Source organism: Nocardia sp. FBN12, from assembly GCF_050320175.1.
Lineage (GTDB): Bacteria > Actinomycetota > Actinomycetes > Mycobacteriales > Mycobacteriaceae > Nocardia.
On record NZ_CP190048.1, the window covers coordinates 3,081,991 to 3,106,391 of the forward strand.

The following is a 24,401-nucleotide window of genomic DNA, read 5'->3' on the forward strand; positions in this document are numbered from 1 at the left end:
ACGGCGGCGTTCGACCGGCGTGTCCGGTGCCGGTCGAGCCGGAAACCTGGCGTGACCCCCCGCGAGCAGGCCCGCGGCACGACCCGCGCGGTCGGCAACCCCGGCGATGCTCGCGGGCAGTGGCACACTGGTTCCGCGGGCATGCCCGCAAGCACCACAGCGTGACAGCTCGTTTCCTGGTTCGATTCCCCAACGCGTCCCACGAGGACGATGAAAGGATTCACCACGATGAGAGTTCAGCACCACGCACGGCACACTCTCGGCACCCGATTACGGCGCGGCGTGACGGTCGGTCTGATCGCCGCCGCCATGACGGTTCCCGTCGCCGGGATCATGCCGGTCACCGCGTCGGCCCAACCGGCCCCACCCCCGCCCCCGGCGCCCGCGGCACCGGAGGCACCGGGCGCGCCTGTGCTGGAAGGCGCACCCGCGGCACCCGCCGCACCGGCAGCACCTGCGGCACCCGGCTTGCCCGGCCTACCAGGCCTGCCGGGCGCACCCCTCGCCGAGAACGCCACCAGCATCACGGTGATGGTCAACGGCTTGGACAGCGAACCCATCCCGATCAGCATCGACGCCACGGCCACGGTCGAGGATCTGAAGATCCTCATCCAGGAGCAGACCGGCGTTCCGGCGGCTGAGCAGCAGCTCATCACCGAGAGCGAGGTCAAGCTCGAGGACTCCCGGACGCTGGCGTCCTACGAACTCACCGACGGCGCCATCGTGAACCTCGCGATGGCCTGAATCCGACGGGTCGAACACCGCGGCGGTGGTGCTCAGCGCGCGAACACCACCGCCGCACCCGGTCCGGCGAACACGCCGCGACAGGCAGCACCTTGGTGGACCGGGCACCCAGGCGTAACATTCCACTTAGGAATGTAGTTCGAAGGGAGTTGACCGTTGACCGACACCGCGACTCGACGCCGCCCGCTGAACTCCACCGCGGCCTCGCTACTCGGGTTCCTGCACGAGGGCCCGAAGTCGGGCTGGGATCTCGCCACACAGGCCCAGCAACGCATCGGCGACTTCTGGACGATCACGCAGAGCCAGGTCTATCGCGAACTGTCCACGATGGACGCCGCGGGCCTGGTCACCAAGGGCGAACGCGGCGCCAGGGAGCGCACGCCGTACCGGATCACCGAGATCGGACGCGAGGCCTTCGCCGAGTGGATCGGGCGCGACCCGGGCGCCGAGACCATCCGGGTGCCGCTGCTGCTCACCCTGTCTTTCGGCGAGCACCTGGATCCGGCACACCGTGATCGGATCATCGCCGCCAACAAGAACATTCATCAGGATCGGCTCGATCGCTACCTCGACGAAGACGAGACCGCCCTGGCGCCGAACCAGCGCGCCACCCTCGAATTCGGTATCGCCTACGAGCGCGCGGTCCTGCACTGGTTCGATCAGCTGCCGACGATCTTCACGCCGACGAACCCCCCACCCGCGGACTTCGGCCGCCCACGGCCCGACTGACACCGACCGGGCTCAGCGCACCCGGTGCGACGCGGACTCGTGCAGCCACTCGACAGCGTCGCCGACCTCGGCGACGGTCACCGCGCCCGCGGGCAGCGGCGGCCGGTCGATCATGATCACCGGCAGGCCCGCCGTGCGGGCCGCGAAGATCTTCGCCTCGGTCTGCTCGCCGCCACTGTTCTTGGTGACCAGCACATCGATGCGATGCCGCGACATCAGCACCAGCTCCTCATCGAAGGTGAAGGGCCCACGCGCCAGCAACAGTTTGGAGCGCGGCGGCAGCGGAACCTCGGGCGCGTCGATCGAGCGGATGACAAAACAGTGCCCGGTGCAGCCGATGAACGCGCCGACCCCTTGTCGGCCGATGGTCAGCAACACTTGTTTGTCGCGCGCGCTCAGCGCCGCGGCGGCCGCGGCGAGATCGGGCACCCGGGTCCACAGGTCACCGCGCCGCTGCACCCACTCCGGACGGCGCAGATGCAGCGCGGGGATGTCCAGGTCGGCCGCGGCCGTGGCCGCGTGCGCGCTCACCTGCGCGGCGAACGGGTGGGTCGCATCCACGACAGCGTCGATCGCGTTCTCACGGAGCCAGGTTCGGAGGCCCTCGACGCCACCGAACCCACCCACGCGGACCGCACCGACCGGCAACCGCGGATTGGCGACCCGACCGGCAAGGGAGGACACGATGTCGAGTCCACGCTCGCCGGACGCCCTGCGCGCCAACTCCCTGGCTTCACCGGTGCCACCGAGGATCAAAACTCTCAGGACAGCCCTCCGAAATCATCGGCACCGGCATCGAACTTCGAGTACTTCATGCAGCTCCCCATCGTGGAAATCGAACCGGGGGGATTACCCGGAACGGCAACGACCCTACCCCCGAGTCGATGGTTCTACACGTTCGGTCCGAAATTTTTTCGGTGCGCATGCCCTGCGGGAACGGATTCACCGTGATCTGCGCGTGATCTGCTCGTGATCGAAACTACGGGTCCGAGCTCTGCCGACCAGCGGGTTTTCGGACAATCCACTGGGCGATCGGCAGGTGCGGCCGCCAGGCCGTGAACCCGCCGAGGGGTTCACCTCGATAGATCTGGAATTTCCGGAGGGTTCCACCGAACTCGGCAGACCAGTCGAGCAGCAGCGCTTCCGATTCCACGGTGACCGCGTTGGCGACGAGGCGACCGCCGGGCCGCAGACGCTGCCAGCATCGCTCGAACATGCCGTCCTGCGTGAGGCCGCCGCCGAGGAATACGGCATCGGGTGCCGGGATCGTTTCCTCGGCTAACTCTGAGCTTACTTCGCCACGGATCGTTATTCCCGGCACGCCAAGTGCATTGATATTGGTCGCGATTTGTTCGCGGCGGGCGGGCAGCCGTTCGAACGTAACGGCGCGGCACAGTGGATGGGTGCGGCACCATTCGATGGCGATACTTCCCGAGCCGCCGCCGATATCCCACAGCATTTCCCCCGGTGCCGGGGCGAGAGCGGTGACGGTGAGGGCGCGAACCTCGGATTTGGTGAGCTGTCCGTCGCCGGCGAAGGCCGCGTCGTCCAGGCCGGGCAGGCGGGTGTCGCGGCGGGTGCCCGGGTCGGCGCGACAGTCGATGGCGACGATGTTGAGCGGGTCGCCGGGCGAGTGGTCCCAGGTGGCGGCGAGGCCGGTGTGCCGCTGCTCGGCGGGGCCGCCGAGTTGTTCGAGTACGGTCAGTGTCGAGGCGCTGAACCCGTTGTCGCGCAGCAATTCCGCGATCCGGGTGGGCGTCTTCTCGTCTTCGCTGAGGACGAGCAGACGACGACCTTCCGACAATTCGGGCAGGACAGTGGGCAATGGCCGGGCAACCACGCTCACCACCGGAGTTTCGGCCAGCGGCCAGCCGAGCCGGGCGCACGCCAGCGATGCCGACGAGGGCTGCGGGAACACCCGCAGCGCCGCCGGGCCGAACCGGCGGGCCAGCGTAACGCCGATGCCGTAGAACATGGGGTCGCCGCTGGCGAGCACGCCGATCCGCCGATCGGCGTTGCGCGCGAACAACTCCGGCAGCGCGGGCAGCAGCGGTGTCGGCCACGGCACGCGTTCGATCTCGCTCGGCGGGAGCAGCGCCAGTTGGCGGGAGGATCCGAACACCACGGCACAGTCACCGAGGGCTCGGCGGACGTTCTCGCCCAGCCCGGACCAACCGTCGGCCCCGATTCCGGCCACCACGATCGGATGGCCTGCCCAGTCCGCTGCGCCGATCACCGGGCCTCCCGTCACGGCCACCCCCGCGACTCGGCCTTGTCCAGCGGCATCACCGCTCGCGGCAGATCCCGTCGCCCGGTCCGGTCCAGCGACATCACCGGTCACAGCCGGATCCGACGCCCGGACGCCTTCGGTGGGCACCCCGTCGCCTGGTTCGATCACCGTGGCATCCGGCGCCAGACAGATTGCGGGAGCAGGCGCATCACGAAGAAGGCCAGGGCCAGACGGCCGGGAATGGCGACTCGGGTGGCGCCCTTGGCAAGGGCGCGGGCCACCGCGTCGGCGACCTGGTCGGGGGTGCTGGACATGGGGGCCGGGTCCATGCCGGTGGTCATGCGGCCGATCACGAAGCCCGATCGCACCAGCAGCAACTGGACACCGGTGCCGTGCAAGGCGTCGCCGAGGCCGCTGGCGAAGCCGTCGAGGCCCGCTTTGGCCGAACCGTAGACATAGTTGGCCCGGCGCACGCGCACGCCCGCGATGGAGCTGAACACGACGATCTGGCCGGACTCCTGCGCGCGCATCAAGGTGGCCAGCGTCGTGAGGACACTGACCTGGGCGACATAGTCGGTGTGCACAACGGCGACCGCGTGCGCCGGATCGTGTTCGGCGCGATCCTGATCGCCGAGAACACCGAAGGCGAGCACCGCGGTGCCGATGCCACCGTGCTCGGCGGCGAGCTTGTCCAGCAGGGGCGCGTGGGTGGCGGTCTCGTCGGCGTCGAATTCCACCGTGTGCACCGCGATCGCGCCTGCCGCGCGTACCTGCTCGATCTCGGCGGCCAACGCGTCGGCCCGGCGGGCGGCCAGGATCACCACCCGTCCGGGTGCCAGCCTGCGCGCCACCTCCAGGCCGATCTCACTGCGCCCACCCAGGACCAGCACCGGCCCGTCGTTCTGCTGCTTTCCCATAGCGTCAGTCTGTCATCCCGCCGATGGGCCCGGTTCCGGCCGCTACCGCATTCCCGGCGTCTTTTCGGCCGAGAGCGGCCCGTCACCGGAAACCCGCGGACTCGGCCGCCCACCGACCCGACTAGCGTTTGCGGAATGCCGACCGCCACCGCACAGCTGTCCCACGCCGCTCTCGAGTTCGTCACCGAGCGGCACCTGGCCACGCTCACCACGCTGCGCGCCGACGGCACCCCGCACGTGGTCGCGGTGGGCTTCACCTGGGATCCCGAGAGCGGAATCGCGCGCGTGATCACCGATGGCGCGTCGGTGAAGGCGCGCAATGCCGGACGCGGTGGCCACGCGGCGGTGAGCCAGGTCGACGGGGCGCGCTGGCTCACGCTCGAAGGACCGGCGACGGTCCTCGCCGACAGCGCCGACGTGGCCGAGGCGGTGCGCCGCTACACCGAGCGCTACCGGGTGCCTCGTGAGAACCCGACACGTGTCGTCGTCGCGATCCAGGTGAGCCGGGTGCTGTCGTCCCGCACCTTGAAATAGCCCGCGCCCGAACCTTCGACAACCGATCCGAAGTGGACGCGCTGCCCGGCGATCCTGGAATCGCCCGCGCGCGAACCGATTACAGCACCGTCAGGCCGTGCGGCCGGTTATTCATCGACTCCACACCGTTCTCGGTGACGACCACGATGTCCTCGATCCGCGCGCCCCATTCGCCGCGGAAGTAGATTCCCGGTTCGATGCTGAACGCCATGCCCGCTTCGAGGACCAGGTCGTTGCCGCCCACGATGTAGGGCTCCTCGTGCACCGACAGGCCGATGCCGTGACCGGTGCGGTGGATGAACGCGTCGCCGAGACCCGAGTCGGCGAGCACGGTGCGCGCGGCGGCGTCGATGGACTCCGCCGTCACCCCTGGCCGCACCGCCGCGACCGCCGCGGCCTGGGCGGCCTCGAGGACTGCCATCTGTTCGACGATCTCCGGACTCGGGGTGCCGAGCACGTAGGTGCGGGTCGAGTCGGAGTAGTAACCGGGCTCGACCGGCCCACCGATATCGATGACGACCACGTCGCCCTGTTCGACGACGCGATCGGACATCTCGTGGTGCGGAATGGCACCGTTGGGACCACTGCCGACGATGACGAACGCCGCCTCGGTATGGCCCTCCTCGATGATCGCGGCGGTGATCTCGGCGGCCACCTCGGCCTCCGTGCGGCCCGCGCGCAGGAATTCACCCATCCGCGCGTGCACGCGGTCGATCGCCGCTCCCGCGCGGCGAAGCGCATCGATCTCGGCCTCGTCCTTGATCATTCGCGACTTTCGCAGCACCGGTGTCGCCGAGGCGGGCAGACCGGTCGTCGATTCAGCGAGCGGGACCAGGTGTAGTGCGGGCATGTCGTCGGCGACCGCGATGCGGGATCCGGCGTGGAGTATCGAGCGGACCAATTGGTACGGATCGATGCCGTCTACCCAGTCGAGCACCTGCAGGCCCAGTTCACCCGCCGCGGAGTCATCGAGGGCGGCCAACTCGAGTTTCGGAATGACCACCGACGGTGTCGCTCCGTCGGCCGGAATCACCAAGCAGGTGAGCCGTTCGAAGGAGGCGGCAGCCGAACCGATCAGGTAGCGCAGATCGGGGCCCGGCGTGATCAGCAGGGCGTCGAGATGCGCCGCGCGCATCGACTCGACCGCCCGCTCCAGCCGCTGACCGTAGACCGTCGCCGCAAACCTGGCATTCGTGTGCGCGCTCATAGCGTCCGACGTTACCCGCCCCACGCCGCCCCCCGCCGGATCGGTGGCCCCAGCAGGACCGCTCGCGAGAACCGGCCCACCGGGGGCCGACCGGCACGGCCGCGGGCGCGGTGTCGGTGCTTCGGGGCACAATCACCGGGTGACCGCTGACGAGAGCACCCGTGGGCCCCTGTTGATCCTCGACGGCGCCAGCCTCTGGTTCCGCGCCTATTACGCCATCCCCGACAAACTCAGGGGCGCGGACGGCCGCTCGGTGAACGCGCTGCGCGGATTCACCGACATGGTGGCCTCGCTGGTCACCAAACATCGCCCGAGCAGACTCGTCGTCGGGCTCGATCTCGATTGGCGGCCCCCGTTCCGGGTGGCTCTCGTCCCCTCGTACAAGGCGCACCGGCTCGACACCAGCACCAGCGCGGCGCCAGGGGCCGAGGAGGTACCCGACACGCTCACCCCGCAGGTCGAGATGATCCTCGAGGTCCTGGCGGCGGCGGGCATCGCCACCGGCGGCGCGGCGGGCCTCGAGGCCGACGATGTGCTCGGCACCCTCGCGAGCCGGGAACGCACCGACCCGGTGGTCGTCGTCAGCGGCGACCGCGACCTGCTGCAACTGGTGCGCGACGAGCCCGCCCCACCGGTCCGTGTGCTCTACGTCGGACGCGGCCTCGCCAAGGCCGAACTGTTCGGCCCCGCGGAGCTCTCGGCGAAATACGGTGTGCCAGAACAGAACGCGGGCCCGGCCTACGCCGACATGGCGACGCTGCGCGGCGATGCCTCCGACGGGCTGCCCGGGGTGGCGGGCATCGGCGACAAGTCCGCCGCCCAGCTGATCACGAAGTTCGGTTCGCTCGACGCGCTCATGGCCGCCGTCGCCGATCCGGGTTCCGATATCGCCAAGGGTGTGCGCGCGAAACTCGATGCCGCGCAGGACTATCTGAAGGTCGCCGCGCCGGTGGTGCGAGTGGTCCGCGACGCCGAGGTGATCCTGTCCCGCCCGGACATCCTGCCCGCCACCCCAGCCGATCCCGACCGGCTGCTCGCGCTGGCCACTGCCTACAACGCCGAAAGTCCGATCACCCGCCTGGTCACCGCACTGACCGCCGCCCACAGCGGCTGACAGGGCCGAACGCCCGTCGGCGCCGTCCCGTTCTCGCGATGCCGGATATCGGTGTGCGCGAAGCTGAAACCGCCGGGACGCGTGCCGTCGACCGCACCCGGGTCGGCGTGCGGCCTAGGACAGGAACGACACCGGGCCGCCCGCATACTTCGCGGACGGCCCGGAAAACGTAGTGCGCGCGCCTAGTTGGGGCGGCCGACCTCGTAGGTGCCATCGTCCTTGGTGATCTTGACGGTGACCTTCTTCGCCTCACCGCTGACCTTCAGGTCGCACGTGAAGGTCGCCTCGACCTCGACGGCCTGACCGGAGGGGCAGCTGACATCGGAGACGTCGGCGATCCCGTAGGAGTCCTTCAGCACGCGCGAGACACCGTCCTGCACAGCCGCGTTGTCGAGTTCGTCCGAGGACAACAGGACAACGGCAAGTCCGATGACCGCGGCGATCACGAGCACGCCCGCGGCGATGAGCCCGATCATCAGACCCTTGCTCTTGCCACCGGAGGACTGCTGCGGCTGCTGACCCCACTGCTGCTGCGGTGCGGGCTGCTGACCCCACTGCTGTTGCGGTGCGGGCTGCTGGCCCCACTGCTGCTGCGCGTTGGCGGCCTGGTTGTTCCAGTCCTGCGGCGGCGGCTGGGTCTGACCCCACTGCTGCTGCGGGCCGGTCGGCTGCTGGGGCGGCACACCACCCTGCTGCGGCTGCTGACCCCACGGCTGCTGCGGCTGCTGCGGCTGTTGTCCCCACTGCGGCTGCTGCGCGTTCGGATCATTCCACTGCTGGGTGGGCTGGGCGCCCTGTTGTGGCGGCTGCTGCGCGCCACCCCAGTGCTGGGTGGGACCGGCGCCACCGGCCCCTTGCTGGCCCCCCCAGTGCTGGGTGGGATCGTTGTTCCCCTCCCCGGGGTTGTTCGGTCCGTAAGGGCCGCTCATCCACTCGCCTCCACTCGCATCATTAGTCCATACGGTAGCCCCCCGCGCCGGGCCTGCCGCATTCGCACGACATCCGCCTCACGGTCGGTACGCGAAGAAATCAAATCACAGACGCCTCGACTACGCGGCGTCCACTGCGACGACACCCCGCCGCACCGCCCGTACCGCCTTGGCCGCCGTCGAGGCGATCTCGGGGTCGTCGGCGGTGTTGTGGATCTGATCGAGCAGGTCGATCACCTGCCTGCACCACCGCACGAAATCGCCCGCCGACATCGTCGTGCCCTGGTCGCCACTGGCCAGCAACGCCTCGGCCAACGCGTCACCGCGCGCCCATTTGTACGCCCCGGTGACGAACCCCAGATCGGGTTCGCGGGTGGGCGGGAGTTTGTGCCGCGACTCGTCGGAGCGCAGTTGCGACCACACGTCGATGGTGGCCGCGATCGCCCGGCGGATCGGATCGGTCGGCCCCGCCGGTGTCAGCAGGCCGGCTTCCTGCCGCGACTCGTAGACCAGCGTCGATACCACCGCGGCGAGCTCGGCCGGGCCGAGTCCGCGCCACAGACCCTGACGCAGCGCCTCGGCGACCACGAGGTCGCTCTCGGCATAGATCCGGGCCAGGCGCCTGCCGTCGGCGGTGACCTCGCCGTTGGCGACGAATCCGCGTTCCTCGAGCAGTCCGACGATCCGATCGAAGGTGCGTGCCAGCGAATTCGTGGTCGCGGCAACCTTCTGGCGCATCGTCTCGGTCTCGCGGGCTAGCCGCGCGTACCGCTCGCCGGTGCGGCTCAGTTGCTCCCGATCGGGACGATCGTGCGCGGGATGGGACCGCAGACTGCGCCGCAATGTCGAGAGTTGCCGATCCTCACCACCGCGAACACGGTCGTTGCGCTTACCCCGGCGCGGAGCCGAGATTCCGGTGCCGCGCAACGCCGAGGCCAGGTCGCGCCGGATGCGCGCGGCCCGGTGATCGACCCGGCGCGGCAGATCCATCCGCCCGAGCGCTTCGGCGGGTTCCGGGAAATCGGCCGCGGACACCCGGCCGGCCCAGTGGTCTTCGGTCAAGACCAGTGGACGCGGATCGCCGGGCGTCTGGTCGGGTTCGAGGATCACCGCGAGCCCGGAACGTTTGCCCACGGGGATGGACACCACGTCGCCACGACGCAACCCGATCAGCGCCTTCACCGCGGCGCCCCGCCGGTCGGCCCGGCCCTGCTGCTGAATATCGCGCTCGCGCTGCTTGATTCGGTCTCGCAGCGACAGGTACTCCATGAAATCGCCGTCGACGCCGCCGAGCTGACTCTCCAGCTTGCGCAGCGCGCCCTCGTTGCGTTCGATGCCACGCACGAGCCCCACGACCGACCGGTCGGCCTGGAACTGGGCGAACGACCGCTCGAGCAGCGTCCTGGCTTCCTGGGCACCCATCCGGTCGATCAGGTTGATCGACATGTTGTAGCCGGGCCGGAACGAACTGCGCAGCGGATAGGTGCGGGTGGAGGCGAGGCCCGCCACCGCGCTGGTGTCGACCTCGGGCTGCCACAGCACCACCGCGTGACCTTCGACGTCGATCCCGCGCCTGCCCGCACGGCCGGTGAGCTGGGTGTATTCGCCAGGGGTGAGCTCGGCGTGGGTTTCCCCGTTGAACTTCACCAGCCGCTCCAGCACCACCGTGCGGGCGGGCATGTTGATCCCGAGCGCCAGGGTTTCGGTGGCGAACACCGCGCGCACCAGCCCCTTGACGAACAGTTCCTCGACGGTGTGGCGGAACGCGGGCAGCATGCCGGCGTGATGGGAGGCCAGCCCCCGCTGCAACGCCTCGCGCCATTCCCAGTAGCCGAGCACCTCGAGGTCGCCCTTGGGCAGGTCACCGGTGTGCTTCTCGATGATCTCGTCGATCTGCTCGGCCTCGCCGGGACGACTCAGATCGAGCCGGGCACGCCGGCACTGCGCCAGCGCGCCGTCACAGCCGGCACGGCTGAAGATGAACGTGATCGCGGGGAGCAGGTTTTCCTCGTCGAGGCGCGCGAGGACGTCCGGCCGCGGGAGCGGACGGAAGTTGCCGCCGCGACCACCGCGTCCGCGCGGACCGCCGTAGCCGTGCATCCGGTCGGCACTCTCGCGCTGCCGGATGAACCGGACAAGGTCCTCGTCGACGACGACCTTGCGATCACTGGACTTGGTGTCGAACAGATCGAACATCCGCCTGCCGACCATCACGTGCTGCCACAGCGGCACCGGCCTGGTCTCGTCGACCACCACCGCGGTGTCGCCGCGCACGGTTTCCATCCAGGCGCCGAATTCCTCGGCATTGGACACCGTCGCCGACAGGCTGACCAGCCGCACATCCGGCGACAGGTGCAGGATCACTTCCTCCCACACCGCGCCGCGGAACCGGTCGGCCAGGTAGTGCACCTCGTCCATCACGACATAGGACAGCCCGTGCAGCGAATCCGAGGACGCGTAGAGCATGTTGCGCAGTACCTCGGTGGTCATCACGACCACCGGCGCGCCGGGATTGATCGACTGGTCACCGGTGAGCAGGCCGACGCTGTCGCGGCCGTAGCGGGCGGTGAGATCGGCGAACTTCTGGTTCGACAGCGCCTTGATCGGCGTGGTGTAGAAGCACTTTCCGCCCGAGGCCAACGCCATGTGCACGGCGAACTCGCCGACGATCGTCTTGCCCGCGCCGGTGGGGGCGCACACGAGCACACTGTGCCCGTCTTCCAACGCCGCGCACGCGGTGCTCTGGAAGGGGTCGAGATCGAAGGAGATCTCGCCGGCGAATTTCGCGAGTTCGCTGGGCAGCCCCGGGGTGTCGGTCACCCTTCAGAGGGTATCGGAGTAGTCCGACACCGGGCGCGCGGTTTTCTCCGGCTCGGCCACCGGATCGGTGGGCGTCACCGGCGCCGGATTCTCCAGCGGTGAGGCTTCTTCGTCGTCGAGGGCGCCCCAGCCCTCCTTCGCCTCCCGGCGAGCCTTGCGCGCGTCGCTGAACCGCGCGAACTGCACCGCGAACTCGAACAGCACAGTCAGCGCGATCGCCAGCGCCAGCATCGAGAACGGGTCCTGCGGGGTGACGATCGCGGCGAAGACGAACAGGCCGAAGATCATCCCGCGCCGCCACGCCTTGAGCTTGGTGTAGGGCAGCACGCCGACCAGGTTCAGCCCGATGATGATCAACGGGGTCTCGAAACTGACGCCGAAGATGATCAGCAACTGGATGATGAAACCGAAGTACTGATTACCGCTGAGGGCGGTGATCTGAACGTTGTCGCCGATGGTCATCAGGAACGACAACGCGTGCGAGACCACCACATAGGCCAGGACGGCGCCGGTCACGAAGAGCACCGAGCCCGTCACCACGAAGCCGACCGCGAGCTTGCGTTCCTTCGCGTACAGCCCCGGGGTGATGAACGCCCACAGCTGATAGAGCCAGAACGGCGTCGCGATCACGACTCCAGCGGTGAGACCGACCTTCAACCGGAGCATGAACTGGTCGAAAGGCCCGGTCGCGAGCAACCGGCAGGCGCCGTCGGGGCTCAGGCTGGCCCGCGCCGATTCGGGCAGCGCGCAGTAGGGGCCACGCAAGAGCTCACCGAGGCTCTCGAGACCGAAGAGCGTATGCGCGTACCAGAAGAAGCCGATCAGCGTGGTGACCGCGATCGCGGCCAGCGCCAGCAGCAGCCGGGTGCGCAGTTCCTGCAGGTGCTCGACCAACGACATGGTGCCGTCGGGATTCGTCCTGCGCTTGGCGCGCCGGGGATCGAACGGGATGCGCATGGTGGGTGGTGGCCTCTAACCCTCGGTTCGGCGGATGCTCGGCGACAACTTTTGACGAGACAGCACTTCGCCCCGGAGCGGTCGCTACCGCCCCGGGGTGATGGCCGAGGTCAGAGGGTTTTGTGGCCCTGCTGCGGTTCGACGACCGGGGTCTGCGCCTGCGTCGCCGACGCGGACAACTGCTGCTGCGGTGCGGGGGTGGCCGGGGTGGCCGCCGGTGCGTCGGATGCCGACGACTCCGCCTGCATCTGTCCGACCTCGCTCTTGAAGATGCGCAGCGAGCGGCCGAGACCGCGTGCCGCGTCGGGAAGCCGCTTCGCGCCGAAGAGCAGAACGAACAGCAACGCGATGATCAGCAGGTGCGTCCAGCTGAACGTGCCCATTATCAGATACCTCCAAAGACTGTGGTGATTACCGATGCTACCCGGGTTCGGACCGCGGTGAACGCTCAGCCGCCGCGGTGTTCGCCACGCGTTCAATCCGCGACAGCGGCCGCCGCCCCGCTCAGCTCGGCGAGCAACCGGCTTCCGGTGAACCGCGCGGTGTCGCCGGATTCGGCGATCCTGATCAGCTCCGTCAGCCGCCGGTTGACCGGTGCCGGGTGCCCCACCATCTCGCCGAGGCGCACGATTTCCCCACACAACCACGCGATTTCGGTGCGACGGCCGAGCGCGAGATCGTCGGCCATCGACGAACGGGCGATCGGATCGATGGCGAGCACCCGGCCGAACACCCGCCGGAAGACCGCGTCGGGAACGCGCAGCAAATGCACCATCAACTCGGGTGGAACGGGGGTGAGCTGGGCGGGCCGAATTCGCGCAGTGTTCATCACGGCGAGGGCTTCGGACTGAGCCAACGCGAGGCAACGGCGATAGTCGCGCTCGGCGAGTTCTTCGCGCAGCGGCCTGCCGGACAGTGCGTTGATCGGGTTGTTCAGGTTGAGCAGCAGTTTGGCCCACTGCACCGGACGCAGGTCACGATGGCGGCGCAGTGGCAGGCCCGCCGCGCGAAAGTGGTCGGCGAAGCGGTCGACGACCTGATCGTCCTGGATCGCGAGCACGCCGTCGCTGGCACGGTGGAAACACCCGCGACCGCGATGCACCACGTTGAACATCACCATCCCGGCCAGCGCGATGCTGGTCGGCAGGATCTCGCGGATCAGGCTCGCGTTGCCGATGCCGTTCTGCAGGCTCACGACCGGCGTGCCGGGGCGTAATCGACCGGCAACGGCGCGGACCGCGGCGGCGGTGTCGGCCGATTTCACGGTCACCAGGACCAGGTCGGCCAGTTCGGGTTCGTCGGGTTCGAGCGCGAGGCCGAACCGGTCGGGTGGGACCTCGGTCGAACCGCCGTCCAGATCGGTCAGGCGCAGGCCGTGTTCGGCGATGTCGTCGAGGATCCGCTGACGGCCGACGAAGATCACTTCCATGCCCGCCGCGGCCAGATGACCGCCGATGAAGACCCCGACGCTGCCCGCGCCGAGGACCAGTACTCGCTGACTCACGCGGGTTCGGTCTCCCCCACCAGTCCGGCCGCCGCGTAGGCGGCCAGGGCGGCGTCGGCGCGGATGCGCACCGCCGACACCAATTCCGGTGGTCCGAGCACGGTGACACCGGTGCCGAAGCCGAGCAGCAGCCGGGCCATCCAGTCCGGCGAGGCGAAGCGCATGCCCGCCTCGATGCTGCCGTCAGCGCGCGATTCGATGCGGTGCATCGGGTACTGGTCGAGCACCCACGCGTAGTCGGCGCGGATCCGCAGCCGGGCCAGCGGTACGTCGGGGTCGTCCTGGAACAGGTCGAGCGCGGCCGCGTCGTTGGCGGCGTGGCTCGGTGGGTGGGCCGGTTCGTCGAGTTCGGTGGCGTCCTCGATCCGGTCGAACCGGAACAGGCGAACGCCTTCGGCCTGCCTGCACCAGGCCTGCAGGTAGCTGTTGTTGTCGACCAGCACCACGCGAATCGGGTCGACGATGCGTTCGGACACCTCGTCGCGGCTGGCCGAGTAATAGACCAGGCGCAGCGCCCGCGCGTCGGCGAGCGCGGCGCGCACGGTCGCGACCACCGGCTTCTCGACCGGAACCTCGACCGGTTTGCCGGTGACGGCGGCGTCGGTGCTGGCGATCGCCGATTCGATCTTGGCGATGGCGGCGTGCGCGGCGGTGGGGTCGACCATGCCCGGCATCTCCACGATCGAGCGCAGGGCGACCAGCAGGGCGGTGGCCTCGGTGGAGGTCAGCCGCAGCGGCCGTTCGATCCCGGCCGAGAAGGTGACCTCGATGCTCTCCTCGGAGAACGACAGGTCGATCAGATCGCCGGGACCGTAACCGGGTAATCCGCACATCCACAGCTGGTTGAGGTCGCTCATCAGCTGTTTGGTGGTGACACCAAGTTCGGCGGCGGCCTCGGCCGCGCTGATGCCCGGATGCGCAAGTAGGTACGGCACCATGTTCAGCAGGCGCGAAAGGCGTAGGGACAGACGCGAACTCACGACGTGACCTCCGTGTGGTCGAGTACCGACCGTAGCCGGTTCATCACGTCGGCGCGCAGTTCCGGTGGTTCCAGGACGAGGACATCGGGGCCGAGACCGGTGATCAGCCGGGCTACCCAGTCCTTGGATCGGACCGGCACCTCGAGCACCGAGCCGGGGCGTCCGCCCAGGTCGCGGGTGTCGACTTCGGTGCCGATGCGGCGCAATTCGCGACCGCGCCCCTTCGCCACCCACACGGTGGCCGACCCGGTGACCGGAGCGTCGCCGGTGACCCGGTCGACGATCGCGCGCAGGTCGGTGTGCGCGGGCTTGTGGACCGCGTCGACCGGACCGTACGGCCGCACCTGACCACCGATCCGCGACAGCCGGAACGTGCGAACGGCGTCGCGTTCGCGGTCGTGCCCGACGAGGTACCAGCGCCCATGCCTGGTCACCACACCCCACGGTTCGACGTCGCGGGTCACGAACGGATCGGTGACGGCACTGTGATGGCCGAACCGCACCGCCTGCCCCGCGTCGATCGCGGCCAGCAGTTCCCGCAGTACCGGCTCCGATCCGCGGGTTCGGGCGGGCACGGCGGGCACCGACACCCCGACGTTGTCGGTCTCGACGGTGACCCCGGCCGCGCGCAGTTTCAACAGCGCGCCCTCGGCCGCGCCCGCCAGCTCCGGTGAGGCCCACATCTGGACCGCGACCGCGACCGCCGCGGCCTCCTCGCTCGACAGGTCGATATCGGGCAACTCGTAGGCGTCGCGGTTGATCCGGTACCCCTCGAGTGTCGAGAACCGCCCCACCGGACCGACTTCGAGAGGGATGCCCAGATCGCGCAATTCGTTCTTGTCGCGCTCGAACATCCGGCTGAACGCGTCGTCGGTCACGGAGTCCTCGTAACCGGCCACACTGGTGCGAATGCGTTCCGCACTCAGGAACTGCCTGGTCGACAGCAGCGCGATGACCAGATTCATCAGCCGCTCGACCTTGGATATCGCCACCCGATAGAGGGTAATGGTCGCGTCCACTGCGCCGCGCGTCGGCGCACAGTTGCACCAGGCCCGAGGGATGTGAGAATGCGAAGGTGGAACTACACCAGGCAAGTCGTGCCGCGGGCATCGGTGTGGTGGCGGTCAGCGAGCATCGGGGACCAGCTCGCCTCCATCGTGCGGTTCCCACGCTGTCCGCTCGGCTGATCGTCAGCCTCGGGGCGCCGCTCGAGGTCGGCTACCACGGACACACCCGGACCGCCCCCGCGATGGTGGCCGGGTTCATGCGGCCCGGAATCGCTACTCCGGCAACGACGCTGCTGCCGCGGCAGCCGACCGTGTACGCCGAGTTGTCGCCATCGGCGTGGCACCGGCTGACCGGGGTGCCGCTGAGCGAGGTGGACGCGGGCGGGGTCGCCGCTGACGCCATCCTGCCGTGGGTGAACTCGCTGCGCGAGGAGCTGGCGAACCGTCCTGCCGATGACCGCGCGGAGGTCCTGCGAATCCGGTTGCTCGACCAGCTGCACCGGGCCGATCGCGACCGGATGGCCGGCGACGCCCTCGCCGCGCTGGAGCTGATCAGAGCCGGTGACGGGCTGGTGTCGGTCGACGATCTGGCACAGGCGGTGCACCTGAGCCCGCGGCGATTGCGCGCGGTGATGCGGGGATCGTTGGGGATCACGCCGAAGTTCGCCTCCCGCGTGGCCCGCTTGGCGGCCGCGGTGGGGCGTGCGGGCGCGGGCGTGGCCTCCTGGACCCAGGTGGCCGCCGAGTCGGGCTATCACGACCAGAGCCATCTCGTGCACGAGTTCCGCGACCTCATGAACACCACGCCGACCGCGTGGCTCGGTGAAGAGGGCCGAAAACTACAAGGGTGAGAGCCACCGGCCGCGCGACCATGGGTGGATGAACAGCCAACTGGTCCCCAAGCTGCTGGTCGCCGATGCGGACGCCGCGATGTCCTTCTACACCCGAACGCTCGAAGCCGAGGTGAGTCTTCGAGTCGCCGATGACGCCGGAGTGGTGAACCACGCCGAACTCACGCTCGGCTCCGTCGTCTTCGCCGTGGCTCAGAGTGTCGAGGAGTGGGGGTGGACCGATCCTGGGTCGGTCGGCGGTTCGCCTGTCCTGCTCGTGCTCACCGTGGCCGACCCCGACGCGACAGCACACCGGATGGTGCAGCACGGTGCCGAGCTCGTGATCCCTGTCGACAACCGTCCCTACGGCAAGCGGCAAGGCAGGGTCGTCGACCCGTTCGGCCACATCTGGGTCCTCAGCGGCGAACTCCGCTAGGCCACGGGTCCCGATTGTGGCGAGCACACGACGCGCTCGCCACAGCGGGACCTCACAGCAGGCAGCGGGCGATGGAGTCGGCTACACAGGCGGGGCGGGGCGCGTTCTCGAGTTCGACGATGACATGGCGGTGGATCTGGACGCCGCCGGGGACTTCGGTGACCTCGGTGAGGGTGAGGTGGGCGCGGATGCGGCTGTCGACCGGGACGGGGGTGAGGAAGCGGACTCGGTCGAGGCCGTAGTTGATGCCTGCCTTCGCCGCGCTCACGCTCATGATCTGCTGGGTCATGGGCACGATCAGGGACAGGGTGAGGAAGCCGTGGGCGATGGTGGTGCCGTAAGGACCCGCGGCGGCGCGGTCGGCGTCGACGTGGATCCACTGGTGGTCGCCGGTGGCTTCGGCGAACAGGTCGATACGGCGTTGGTCGATGGTGACCCAGTCGCTGGGGGCGAGTTCGGTGCCGACCGCGGCACGCAGGGCATCGAAATCAGCGAAGTCCGTGGTCATGCCGCTCCTCTGAAACGTTGGCGCAGTTCGCGCTTGAGCACTTTGTGGGTGGGGCCAAGGGGTAGCTCGGTGACGAATTCGACCCGGCGCGGGTACTTGTACTTCGCGACCTGCTGCTTGGCGAAGTCGATCACTTCCTGCTCGGTCACCGCGCCCTCCGGCACGACGACCGCCACGATCTCCTCACCGTAATGCGGGTCGGGCACGCCGATCACCGCGACCTGCGCGATCCGCGGGTGCCGGATCAGGGCCGCTTCGACCTCGGTGGGATACACATTGAATCCGCCGCGCAGGATCATCTCCTTGATCCGGTCGACGATACGCACCCGACCGGTTTCGTCGCGGGTGCCGAGGTCGCCGGTCCGGAACCAGCCGTCGATCACGGCGGCGGCGGTCGCCTCCGGCCTGCCGGTGTAGCCGCTGAACACATTGTGTCCGCGCACCACCACCTCTCCGACCTCGCCGATCGGCAGCAGTTCGATGCGGTCGGCGATCGCGGGATCGGCGATCTCCACGTCGACACCCCACACCGGGTGGCCGACGGTGCCCGCCTCGGTGCCGAAGACCGGCTGGTTCACGGCTGCGGTCGGCGAGGTCTCCGAGAGTCCGTACCCCTCGAGCACCGGCGCATGGAAAATCCGCTCGAACTCCTCGAGCACGGCGACGGGCAACGCGGCACCACCGCTGATGCACAGCTTCAACTCGGGCAGTTCCGGTGCCGCTGCCGCCGCCTCGATCAGCGACAGATACATGGTCGGCACCCCGTGGAACAGGTTGACCCGCTCGGCCGCCATCAGTGAAACAGCCGCGGCCGCGTCGAATCTCGGCATCAGCACCAGCGTGCCGCCGACCCGCCAGTGCGAGTTCATCGACACCGTCTGCCCGAACACATGGAACAGCGGCAGCGCGCCGAGCGCGATGTCGTCGCGGTGGATCTCGTTGGCGTCGAACGTGTTCACCGTCGCGCACATCACCATATTGAGATGGCTGAGCTCGGCGCCCTTGGGTGTACCGGTGGTGCCGCTGGTATAGAAGACGACCGCGGTATCGAGCGGACTACGGGAGACGAAGTTCGAGATCGCCTCGCCGACAAGCTCTTCGGGCGTCACCACCTCGATGCCCGCACTCGTCGCGGCTTCGGTGCCCGCCGCCGCGACCATCGGATGACAGATCAGCAGCGAGGCGCCACTGTCGCGCAGCACGTACTCCATTTCCGGCGCGGTGAGCAGCAGATGCACGGGCACCACCGTCGCGCCGGCGGCCAGAACGGCGAAGTACGCGCGGGGGAAGTCCGCGGTGTTCGGGCACAGCAGCCCCACCCGGTCACCGGGTTTCACCCCACGCGCGATCAGCGCGCCCGCTTGCTCGCGGGCCTGGCGCCACAGATCGGCGAAGGTGATGCGCGTGTCACCTTCGATCAGCGCGAGGTGGTTCGGCCTGCGGCGGGCGGGTTCGGCGAGAATGCTCGCCAGCGAGAGTGTGGCGTTCACAAGCCCATGTCCTTCGCGATGATCATCTTCATTACCTCGCTGGTGCCGCCGTAGATCCGGTTCACCCGGTTGTCGGCGTACAGGCGGGCCACCGGGTACTCGTTGATGTAGCCGTAGCCGCCGTGCAACTGCAGACAGCGGTCGATCACCCGCGAGGCCACCTCGGAGCAGAACAGTTTGGCCGAGGCCGCGTCGGCCGCGGTGAGCTCCTCGCGATCGAGGGCCTCCAGCGCCCGGTCGACGACCGCCTCGGCGGCGTCGACCTCGGCCTGGCACGCGGCCAGTTCGAACTTGGTGTTCTGGAACTGCGCGACCGGCTGACCGAAAACGTTACGGCCCCTGGTGTATTCGAGGGTGAACCGGATCGCCGCCTTGGCCTGCGCGTAGGCGCCGAGCGCGATCGAGAGCCGTTCCTGCGGAAGATTCTGGCCGAGGTAGCTGAAGCCCTTGTTCGCCTCGCCCAGCAGGTCCGACACCGGAACACGCACATCGGTGAACGACAGTTCGGCGGTGTCGGACACCTTGAGACCGAGCTTGTCCAACTTACGGCCCACCGAGTATCCCGGCGACTTCGTGTCGACGACGAGCAACGAGATCCCGTGTCTGCGATCGGTTTCCGACGGCGGGGCGGTCCGCGCGCAGACGATCACCCGATCGGCGTGCACACCACCGGTGATGAAGGTCTTCGAGCCGTTGAGCACGTAGTGCGTGCCGTCCTCGGACAGCTGTGCGGTGGTGCGCATTCCGGCCAGATCGGAACCCGTGCCCGGCTCGGTCATCGCGATCGCGAACATGATCTCGCCCGAGACGAACCCCGGCAGCCACCGCTGCTTCTGCTCGTCGGTCGCGAGGTTCTTCAGATACGGCAGACACAGGCCGACGTGTACGCCCGAACCGCCGAAAGACACACCGGCACGGGTGGTTTCCTCGAGCAGGATCGCCTGGAACTTGAACGATTCGATGCCGGCGCCACCGTATTCCTCTGGCACCTCGATCCCGAACACGCCCAGATCGGCCAGCTTGCGGTAGAACTCGCGCGGCACGATGCCCGCCTCGTACCACTGGTCATAGACCGGCGAGACCTGTGATTCGATGAACGCGCGCGCGGTTTTGCGGAAGGCTTCGTGCTCGTCGTTGAAAACTGTTCTCTGCATGATGTTCTCCGAAAGCTAGAGACGGCGTCCGCCGTCGACGTACACGGTCTGTCCGGTGACGAATCCGGCGTTGCCGGAAGCCAGGAACGCGACCACGTTCGCGATATCGGCAGGCACGCCGACGCGTCGCAGCGGGGTGATCTGCGCGGTCTTGGCCTGCAACTCCTCGGCGCTCACCCCCATGCGCGCCGCGGTGGCCGCGGTCATCTCGGTGGCGATGAAGCCGGGCGCGACGGCGTTGACGCGAATCCCGAACGGGCCGAGTTCCATCGCGAGGGTGCGGGTCAGGCCCTGGATGCCTGCCTTGGCCGCCGCGTAGTTGGCCTGGCCACGATTGCCGAGCGCCGAGACGCTCGACGTGTTGACGATGGCGCCGCCGCCGTTGTCCACCATGTGCTTCTGCGCCGCCTTGCAACACAGGAACGCACCGCGCAGGTGCACCGCCATCACGGTGTCCCAGTCCTCGACCGACATCTTGAACAGCAGGTTGTCGCGCAGCACGCCCGCGTTGTTCACGAGCACGTCCAGGGAGCCGAAGGCGGCCACGGTGCGCGCTACCGCATCGGCGACCTGCGATTCGTCAGCGACATCGCAACCGAGGCCGATCGCGGTGCCGCCTGCCGCGTTGATCTTCCCGGCGGCCAGCACCGCGGCGTCGGCGTCGAGGTCGACGACGGCCACGGCGAATCCGTCGTCGGCCAGGCGGGCCGCGGTCGCCGCGCCGATACCGCGGGCAGCCCCGGTGACGAAGGCTGTTCTGTGGATCATGGGTCGTACTCCTGTGTCAGACAATGGCGTTCACGCCGGTGAGGGCGCGCCCGATGAGCAGTTTCTGGATCTGGGTGGTGCCCTCGTAGAGGGTCAGCACGCGGGCATCGCGCAGGTACTTGGCGACGGGATATTCGTCGATGTAGCCGTAGCCGCCGAACACCTGGATCGCGTTGTTGGCGGCCTTCACCGCGGCCTCGGAGGCGAACAGCTTCGCCATCGACGCGGCCGTGCCGAAGGCTTCCCCTCGATCGGCGAGATCGGCCGCGCGCCACGCGAGCAGGCGGGCGGCCTCGGTCTCGACTGCGATATCGGACAGCAGCTCCTGGACCAGCTGGTAGCCGGCGATCGGCTTGCCGAACTGTTCGCGTTCACCGGCGTAGCGCACCGCGGCCTCGAGGCAGGCGCGGGCGACGCCGACGCACCCGGCCGCGACACCGATGCGACCTTTGTCCAACGCCGACATCGCGATCCGGAACCCCTGACCCTCTTCGCCCAGCCGCGACGAGTCGGGCACCCGAACACCGTCGAGGACGAGCTCGGCGGTGGCCTGGCCGCGCAAACCGAGCTTGCCCTTGACCTCGGTGCGCGCGAAACCCGGTGTGTCCGTTGGCACCAGGAACGCGGTGACACCCTTCGGCCCCGGCCCTCCGGTCCGCGCGAACACCAGCGCGGTATCGGCCCAGGTGCCGTTGGTGATGAAGATCTTGGTGCCGGAGACGACCCAGTCCGCCCCGTCGCGGGTCGCGCGGGTGTCCAGGTTGGCGGCGTCGGAACCGGTGCCCGGCTCGGTCAGCGCGAAACACCCGAGCCGCTCCCCCGCGCAGATCCCCGGCAGGAACCGCAGCTTCTGCTCCTCGGTGCCGTACGCGGCGATCGACTTGCCGAACAGGCCGAGCGAGACCGACACGATGCCGCGCACCGCGCTGTCGCCGCGACCGAGCTCTTCCAGGAGCAGGCAGTAGTCCATCGTGTCGCCGCCGGACCCGCCGTATTCCTCGGCGATCCCGATGCCGAGGAAGCCGAGCGCGCCGAGTTTGCCGACGATCGCGGGATCCACCGATTCGTCGCGATCCCACTGCGCGGCATACGGCACGACTTCCTTTTCCACCCACGTGCGGGCGAGTTCGCGCAGGTCGGACTGCGCGGGGGTGAGCTGGAAATCCACGAGAACACTCCTGAACCGAACGCTGTTAGGTTTACTTCCGCACCGTATCCTAACGCCGTTTGGTTAATCAAGGGTCATTTTCGGCATCGGTGATACCGTTCGATTCCCGATGAGAGATGGAGGACCGCATGGCCAGGCCGCGCGTACCGCTGTTGAGCCGCGAACGCATTCGCGATGCCGCGCTGGTCCTGATCGACCGCGACGGGCTCGCCGAGGTCTCCATGCGCAAACTGGGCGCTGAACTGGGCGTACAGGCCGCCTCGCTCTACGGCCACTACCCGAACAAGGACGAGTTGTTCGACGACATCGCCACCGGCATCATGCGCCTGGTCGACACCTCGGCCTTCGACACCATGAGCTGGGACCTCGGCCTCGCGGCCTGGGCACGCAGCTATCGCACCGCACTGGCCACCCACCCGAATTTCGTGCCGTACCTGGCAACAGGCCCCGGCCGCCGAGCCGAGAACCTGCGCGCCGCCGACGCCGTCCACGGCGGTCTGGTCGGCGCAGGCTGGCCACCGCGCTACGCCACCATGATCGGCGCCGCCACCCGCTATCTGGTCATGGGTTCGACAGTGGGCTCCTTCGCCGGCGGCTTCGCCGACGATGTCCAGGTCTACCGGGACCGCTACCCGCACCTGAACCAGGCACACCTACTCCGCGCGATCGCCGACGAAATCGACGACGACAGCTTCGAATTGGCGCTCACGTCGTTCATCGCCGGACTGACCGCCACCTACGCGACGGTCGTCACCGCGGACTGAGCCGCCCTACACACGACGGAACCGGTGGCGCCTACGCAATCGCTCCCATGCGCCACCGGTTCCGTCGTTGGTCCCCCCGTCTGAGGGGTTCGCCTACATCGAGGCGATCAACCGATCGACGCGTTCGTCAACCGACCGGAACGGATCCTTGCACAGCACGGTTCGCTGCGCCTGATCGTTGAGCTTGAGATGCACCCAGTCGACGGTGAAATCACGGCCGGCCTCCTGCGCTGCGGTGATGAAATCACCCCGCAGCTTGGCGCGCGTCGTCTGCGGCGGAGTGTCCACCGCGGCGTCGACAGCGTCGTCCTCGGTGATCCGCTTGGCCAGACCCTTGCGCTGCAGCAGATCGAAGACGCCGCGACCGCGCTTGATGTCGTGGTAGGCCAGATCCAGCTGGGCGATCTTGGGATCCGACATCTCCATGCTGTAGCGATCCTGGTAGCGCTGGAACAGCTTGCGCTTGATCACCCAGTCGATCTCAGTGTCGACCTTGGCGAAGTCCTGCGCCTCGACCGCGTCGAGCGTGCGACCCCACAGGTCCACCACCGCGTCGACCTGCGGATCGCGGTCGCGGTTGCGCAGGTGCTCGACCGCGCGGGCGTAGTACTCGCGCTGGATCTCCAGGGCGCTGGCCTGTCGTCCGCCGGCAAGGCGCACCGGACGACGACCGGTGAGATCGTGGCTGACCTCGCGAATGGCCCGTATCGGATTGTCGAGCGCGAAATCGCGGAACGACACCCCCGCCTCGATCATCTCCAGCACCAGCGACGCGGTACCGACCTTGAGCATGGTGGTCGGTTCGGCCATGTTGGAGTCGCCGACGATCACGTGCAGGCGCCGGTACTTCTCGGCGTCGGCATGCGGCTCGTCGCGGGTGTTGATGATCGGGCGCGACCGGGTGGTCGCCGAGGAGACGCCCTCCCAGATGTGCTCGGCGCGCTGCGACAGGCAGAACGTGGCCGCCTTCGGTGTCTGCAGGACCTTGCCCGCGCCACAGATGAGCTGGCGGGTGACCAGGAACGGGAGCAGCACATCCGAGATCCGGGAGAACTCGCCCGCCCGGACCACGAGGAAGTTCTCGTGGCAGCCGTAGGAGTTGCCCGCGGAGTCGGTGTTGTTCTTGAACAGGTAGATGTCGCCGCCGATACCTTCTTCGGCGAGGCGCTGTTCGGCGTCTATGAGCAGGTCTTCCAGTACCCGCTCGCCGGCCCGGTCGTGGGTGACCAACTGCACCAGGCTGTCGCATTCGGCGGTGGCGTACTCGGGATGCGATCCGACGTCGAGGTACAACCTGGCACCGTTGCGAAGGAAGACATTGGAGCTACGGCCCCAGGACACGACCCGGCGGAACAAGTACCGGGCTACCTCGTCGGGGGACAGCCGACGGTGACCGTGGAAGGTGCATGTCACACCGAACTCGGTCTCGATCCCCATGATTCGTCGCTGCACACTATCGACACTACAGCCATGACCAGTGCCCGCGCGGCGCTCCTGACATCCCATTCGCATACGTGTTCACAACGATTCGGACAGCGAACGACCGCCGCGCACACGACGAGATCGGGCCTGCGAACCGGTGTGATTCGCAGGCCCGATCATGATCGTGAC

The 24,401-nt window shown here is 68.5% G+C and carries 24 protein-coding genes; 7 read left to right on the top strand and 17 right to left on the bottom strand.

What is annotated here, in order from left to right:
- Positions 1 to 228 precede the first annotated feature (228 nt).
- Together ACQHI0_RS14890 and ACQHI0_RS14895 are read left to right on the top strand one after the other, a co-directional pair.
- A complete protein-coding gene (locus ACQHI0_RS14890; RefSeq protein WP_427908533.1) occupies positions 229 to 744 on the top strand; it encodes a ubiquitin-like domain-containing protein in 516 nt (171 codons plus the stop codon).
- Positions 745 to 900: 156 nt separating this feature from the next.
- The gene (locus tag ACQHI0_RS14895) at positions 901 to 1,473 is read left to right on the top strand and encodes a PadR family transcriptional regulator (RefSeq protein ID WP_427908534.1); all 573 of its coding nucleotides are present in this window, start codon (positions 901 to 903) and stop codon (positions 1,471 to 1,473) included.
- 12 nt (positions 1,474 to 1,485) lie between these two features.
- On the opposite strand, the gene ACQHI0_RS14900 is transcribed toward ACQHI0_RS14895, so the two are convergent.
- From ACQHI0_RS14900 to ACQHI0_RS14910, 3 genes are all read right to left on the bottom strand, one after another.
- The gene (locus tag ACQHI0_RS14900; protein ID WP_427909172.1) at positions 1,486 to 2,238 is read right to left on the bottom strand and encodes a cobalt-precorrin-6A reductase; all 753 of its coding nucleotides are present in this window, start codon (positions 2,236 to 2,238) and stop codon (positions 1,486 to 1,488) included.
- A gap of 214 nt (positions 2,239 to 2,452) precedes the next feature.
- The gene (gene cbiE / locus ACQHI0_RS14905; protein ID WP_427909173.1) at positions 2,453 to 3,706 is read right to left on the bottom strand and encodes a precorrin-6y C5,15-methyltransferase (decarboxylating) subunit CbiE; all 1,254 of its coding nucleotides are present in this window, start codon (positions 3,704 to 3,706) and stop codon (positions 2,453 to 2,455) included.
- A gap of 161 nt (positions 3,707 to 3,867) precedes the next feature.
- Positions 3,868 to 4,620, bottom strand: a complete 753-nt coding sequence (locus tag ACQHI0_RS14910) for an SDR family NAD(P)-dependent oxidoreductase (protein ID WP_427908535.1) — start codon at positions 4,618 to 4,620, stop codon at positions 3,868 to 3,870.
- 135 nt (positions 4,621 to 4,755) lie between these two features.
- On the opposite strand from ACQHI0_RS14910, the gene ACQHI0_RS14915 reads away from it, so the two are divergent.
- Positions 4,756 to 5,154, top strand: coding sequence for a PPOX class F420-dependent oxidoreductase (locus tag ACQHI0_RS14915; RefSeq protein ID WP_427908536.1), 399 nt, complete (start codon positions 4,756 to 4,758; stop codon positions 5,152 to 5,154).
- A gap of 79 nt (positions 5,155 to 5,233) precedes the next feature.
- Here the strand turns inward: ACQHI0_RS14915 and ACQHI0_RS14920 are convergent, their stop codons facing one another.
- Complete coding sequence (locus tag ACQHI0_RS14920; RefSeq protein ID WP_427908537.1) at positions 5,234 to 6,361, bottom strand: M24 family metallopeptidase; 1,128 nt, start codon at positions 6,359 to 6,361, stop codon at positions 5,234 to 5,236.
- Positions 6,362 to 6,500: 139 nt separating this feature from the next.
- Here ACQHI0_RS14920 and ACQHI0_RS14925 point away from each other — a divergent pair, with 139 nt between their 5' ends.
- Positions 6,501 to 7,475 carry a 5'-3' exonuclease gene (locus ACQHI0_RS14925; RefSeq protein WP_427908538.1) on the top strand — a complete coding sequence of 325 codons (975 nt, stop codon included), beginning with the start codon at positions 6,501 to 6,503 and terminating at the stop codon, positions 7,473 to 7,475.
- 182 nt (positions 7,476 to 7,657) lie between these two features.
- On the opposite strand, the gene ACQHI0_RS14930 is transcribed toward ACQHI0_RS14925, so the two are convergent.
- From ACQHI0_RS14930 to ACQHI0_RS14960, 7 genes are all read right to left on the bottom strand, one after another.
- Complete coding sequence (locus ACQHI0_RS14930) at positions 7,658 to 8,404, bottom strand: DUF4333 domain-containing protein (protein ID WP_427908539.1); 747 nt, start codon at positions 8,402 to 8,404, stop codon at positions 7,658 to 7,660.
- 120 nt (positions 8,405 to 8,524) lie between these two features.
- Complete coding sequence (locus tag ACQHI0_RS14935) at positions 8,525 to 11,224, bottom strand: DEAD/DEAH box helicase (protein ID WP_427908540.1); 2,700 nt, start codon at positions 11,222 to 11,224, stop codon at positions 8,525 to 8,527.
- Between the two features lie 3 nt (positions 11,225 to 11,227).
- Positions 11,228 to 12,181 (bottom strand): twin-arginine translocase subunit TatC, encoded by a 954-nt coding sequence (gene tatC, locus ACQHI0_RS14940; protein WP_427908541.1) that lies wholly within the window; start codon positions 12,179 to 12,181, stop codon positions 11,228 to 11,230.
- 110 nt (positions 12,182 to 12,291) lie between these two features.
- Positions 12,292 to 12,564, bottom strand: a complete 273-nt coding sequence (tatA, locus tag ACQHI0_RS14945; RefSeq protein WP_427908542.1) for a Sec-independent protein translocase subunit TatA — start codon at positions 12,562 to 12,564, stop codon at positions 12,292 to 12,294.
- A 92-nt stretch (positions 12,565 to 12,656) separates the two neighbouring features.
- Positions 12,657 to 13,685, bottom strand: coding sequence for a 2-dehydropantoate 2-reductase (locus ACQHI0_RS14950; RefSeq protein ID WP_427908543.1), 1,029 nt, complete (start codon positions 13,683 to 13,685; stop codon positions 12,657 to 12,659).
- Complete coding sequence (locus ACQHI0_RS14955; protein WP_427908544.1) at positions 13,682 to 14,665, bottom strand: helix-turn-helix transcriptional regulator; 984 nt, start codon at positions 14,663 to 14,665, stop codon at positions 13,682 to 13,684. Before ACQHI0_RS14955 ends, ACQHI0_RS14950 begins: the two co-directional genes overlap by 4 nt.
- Positions 14,662 to 15,657 carry a helix-turn-helix transcriptional regulator gene (locus tag ACQHI0_RS14960; protein WP_427908545.1) on the bottom strand — a complete coding sequence of 332 codons (996 nt, stop codon included), beginning with the start codon at positions 15,655 to 15,657 and terminating at the stop codon, positions 14,662 to 14,664. Before ACQHI0_RS14960 ends, ACQHI0_RS14955 begins: the two co-directional genes overlap by 4 nt.
- An 83-nt stretch (positions 15,658 to 15,740) precedes the next feature.
- On the opposite strand from ACQHI0_RS14960, the gene ACQHI0_RS14965 reads away from it, so the two are divergent.
- Positions 15,741 to 16,523 carry a helix-turn-helix domain-containing protein gene (locus tag ACQHI0_RS14965; RefSeq protein WP_427908546.1) on the top strand — a complete coding sequence of 261 codons (783 nt, stop codon included), beginning with the start codon at positions 15,741 to 15,743 and terminating at the stop codon, positions 16,521 to 16,523.
- 28 nt (positions 16,524 to 16,551) lie between these two features.
- Entirely contained in the window at positions 16,552 to 16,938 is a 387-nt protein-coding gene (locus ACQHI0_RS14970) for a VOC family protein (protein WP_427908547.1), read from the top strand.
- 52 nt (positions 16,939 to 16,990) lie between these two features.
- Here the strand turns inward: ACQHI0_RS14970 and ACQHI0_RS14975 are convergent, their stop codons facing one another.
- Genes ACQHI0_RS14975 through ACQHI0_RS14995 form a run of 5 tightly spaced genes read right to left on the bottom strand, consistent with a single transcriptional unit; the run spans position 16,991 to position 22,026 of the window.
- Complete coding sequence (locus ACQHI0_RS14975; RefSeq protein ID WP_427908548.1) at positions 16,991 to 17,446, bottom strand: MaoC family dehydratase; 456 nt, start codon at positions 17,444 to 17,446, stop codon at positions 16,991 to 16,993.
- Positions 17,443 to 18,936: a long-chain-fatty-acid--CoA ligase gene (locus ACQHI0_RS14980; RefSeq protein WP_427908549.1), complete on the bottom strand. Its 1,494-nt coding sequence runs from the start codon at positions 18,934 to 18,936 to the stop codon at positions 17,443 to 17,445. The genes ACQHI0_RS14975 and ACQHI0_RS14980 overlap by 4 nt, the downstream gene beginning before the upstream one ends.
- Positions 18,933 to 20,090, bottom strand: coding sequence for an acyl-CoA dehydrogenase family protein (locus tag ACQHI0_RS14985; protein WP_427908550.1), 1,158 nt, complete (start codon positions 20,088 to 20,090; stop codon positions 18,933 to 18,935). Before ACQHI0_RS14985 ends, ACQHI0_RS14980 begins: the two co-directional genes overlap by 4 nt.
- Positions 20,091 to 20,105: 15 nt before the next feature.
- Positions 20,106 to 20,858 carry a 3-oxoacyl-ACP reductase FabG gene (gene fabG, locus ACQHI0_RS14990; RefSeq protein ID WP_427908551.1) on the bottom strand — a complete coding sequence of 251 codons (753 nt, stop codon included), beginning with the start codon at positions 20,856 to 20,858 and terminating at the stop codon, positions 20,106 to 20,108.
- 16 nt (positions 20,859 to 20,874) lie between these two features.
- Complete coding sequence (locus ACQHI0_RS14995) at positions 20,875 to 22,026, bottom strand: acyl-CoA dehydrogenase family protein (RefSeq protein WP_427908552.1); 1,152 nt, start codon at positions 22,024 to 22,026, stop codon at positions 20,875 to 20,877.
- Positions 22,027 to 22,154: 128 nt separating this feature from the next.
- Here ACQHI0_RS14995 and ACQHI0_RS15000 point away from each other — a divergent pair, with 128 nt between their 5' ends.
- Positions 22,155 to 22,790, top strand: a complete 636-nt coding sequence (locus ACQHI0_RS15000; RefSeq protein WP_427908553.1) for a TetR/AcrR family transcriptional regulator — start codon at positions 22,155 to 22,157, stop codon at positions 22,788 to 22,790.
- A gap of 93 nt (positions 22,791 to 22,883) precedes the next feature.
- On the opposite strand, the gene pafA is transcribed toward ACQHI0_RS15000, so the two are convergent.
- Positions 22,884 to 24,242, bottom strand: a complete 1,359-nt coding sequence (gene pafA / locus ACQHI0_RS15005; protein WP_194824832.1) for a Pup--protein ligase — start codon at positions 24,240 to 24,242, stop codon at positions 22,884 to 22,886.
- Positions 24,243 to 24,401 lie beyond the last annotated feature (159 nt).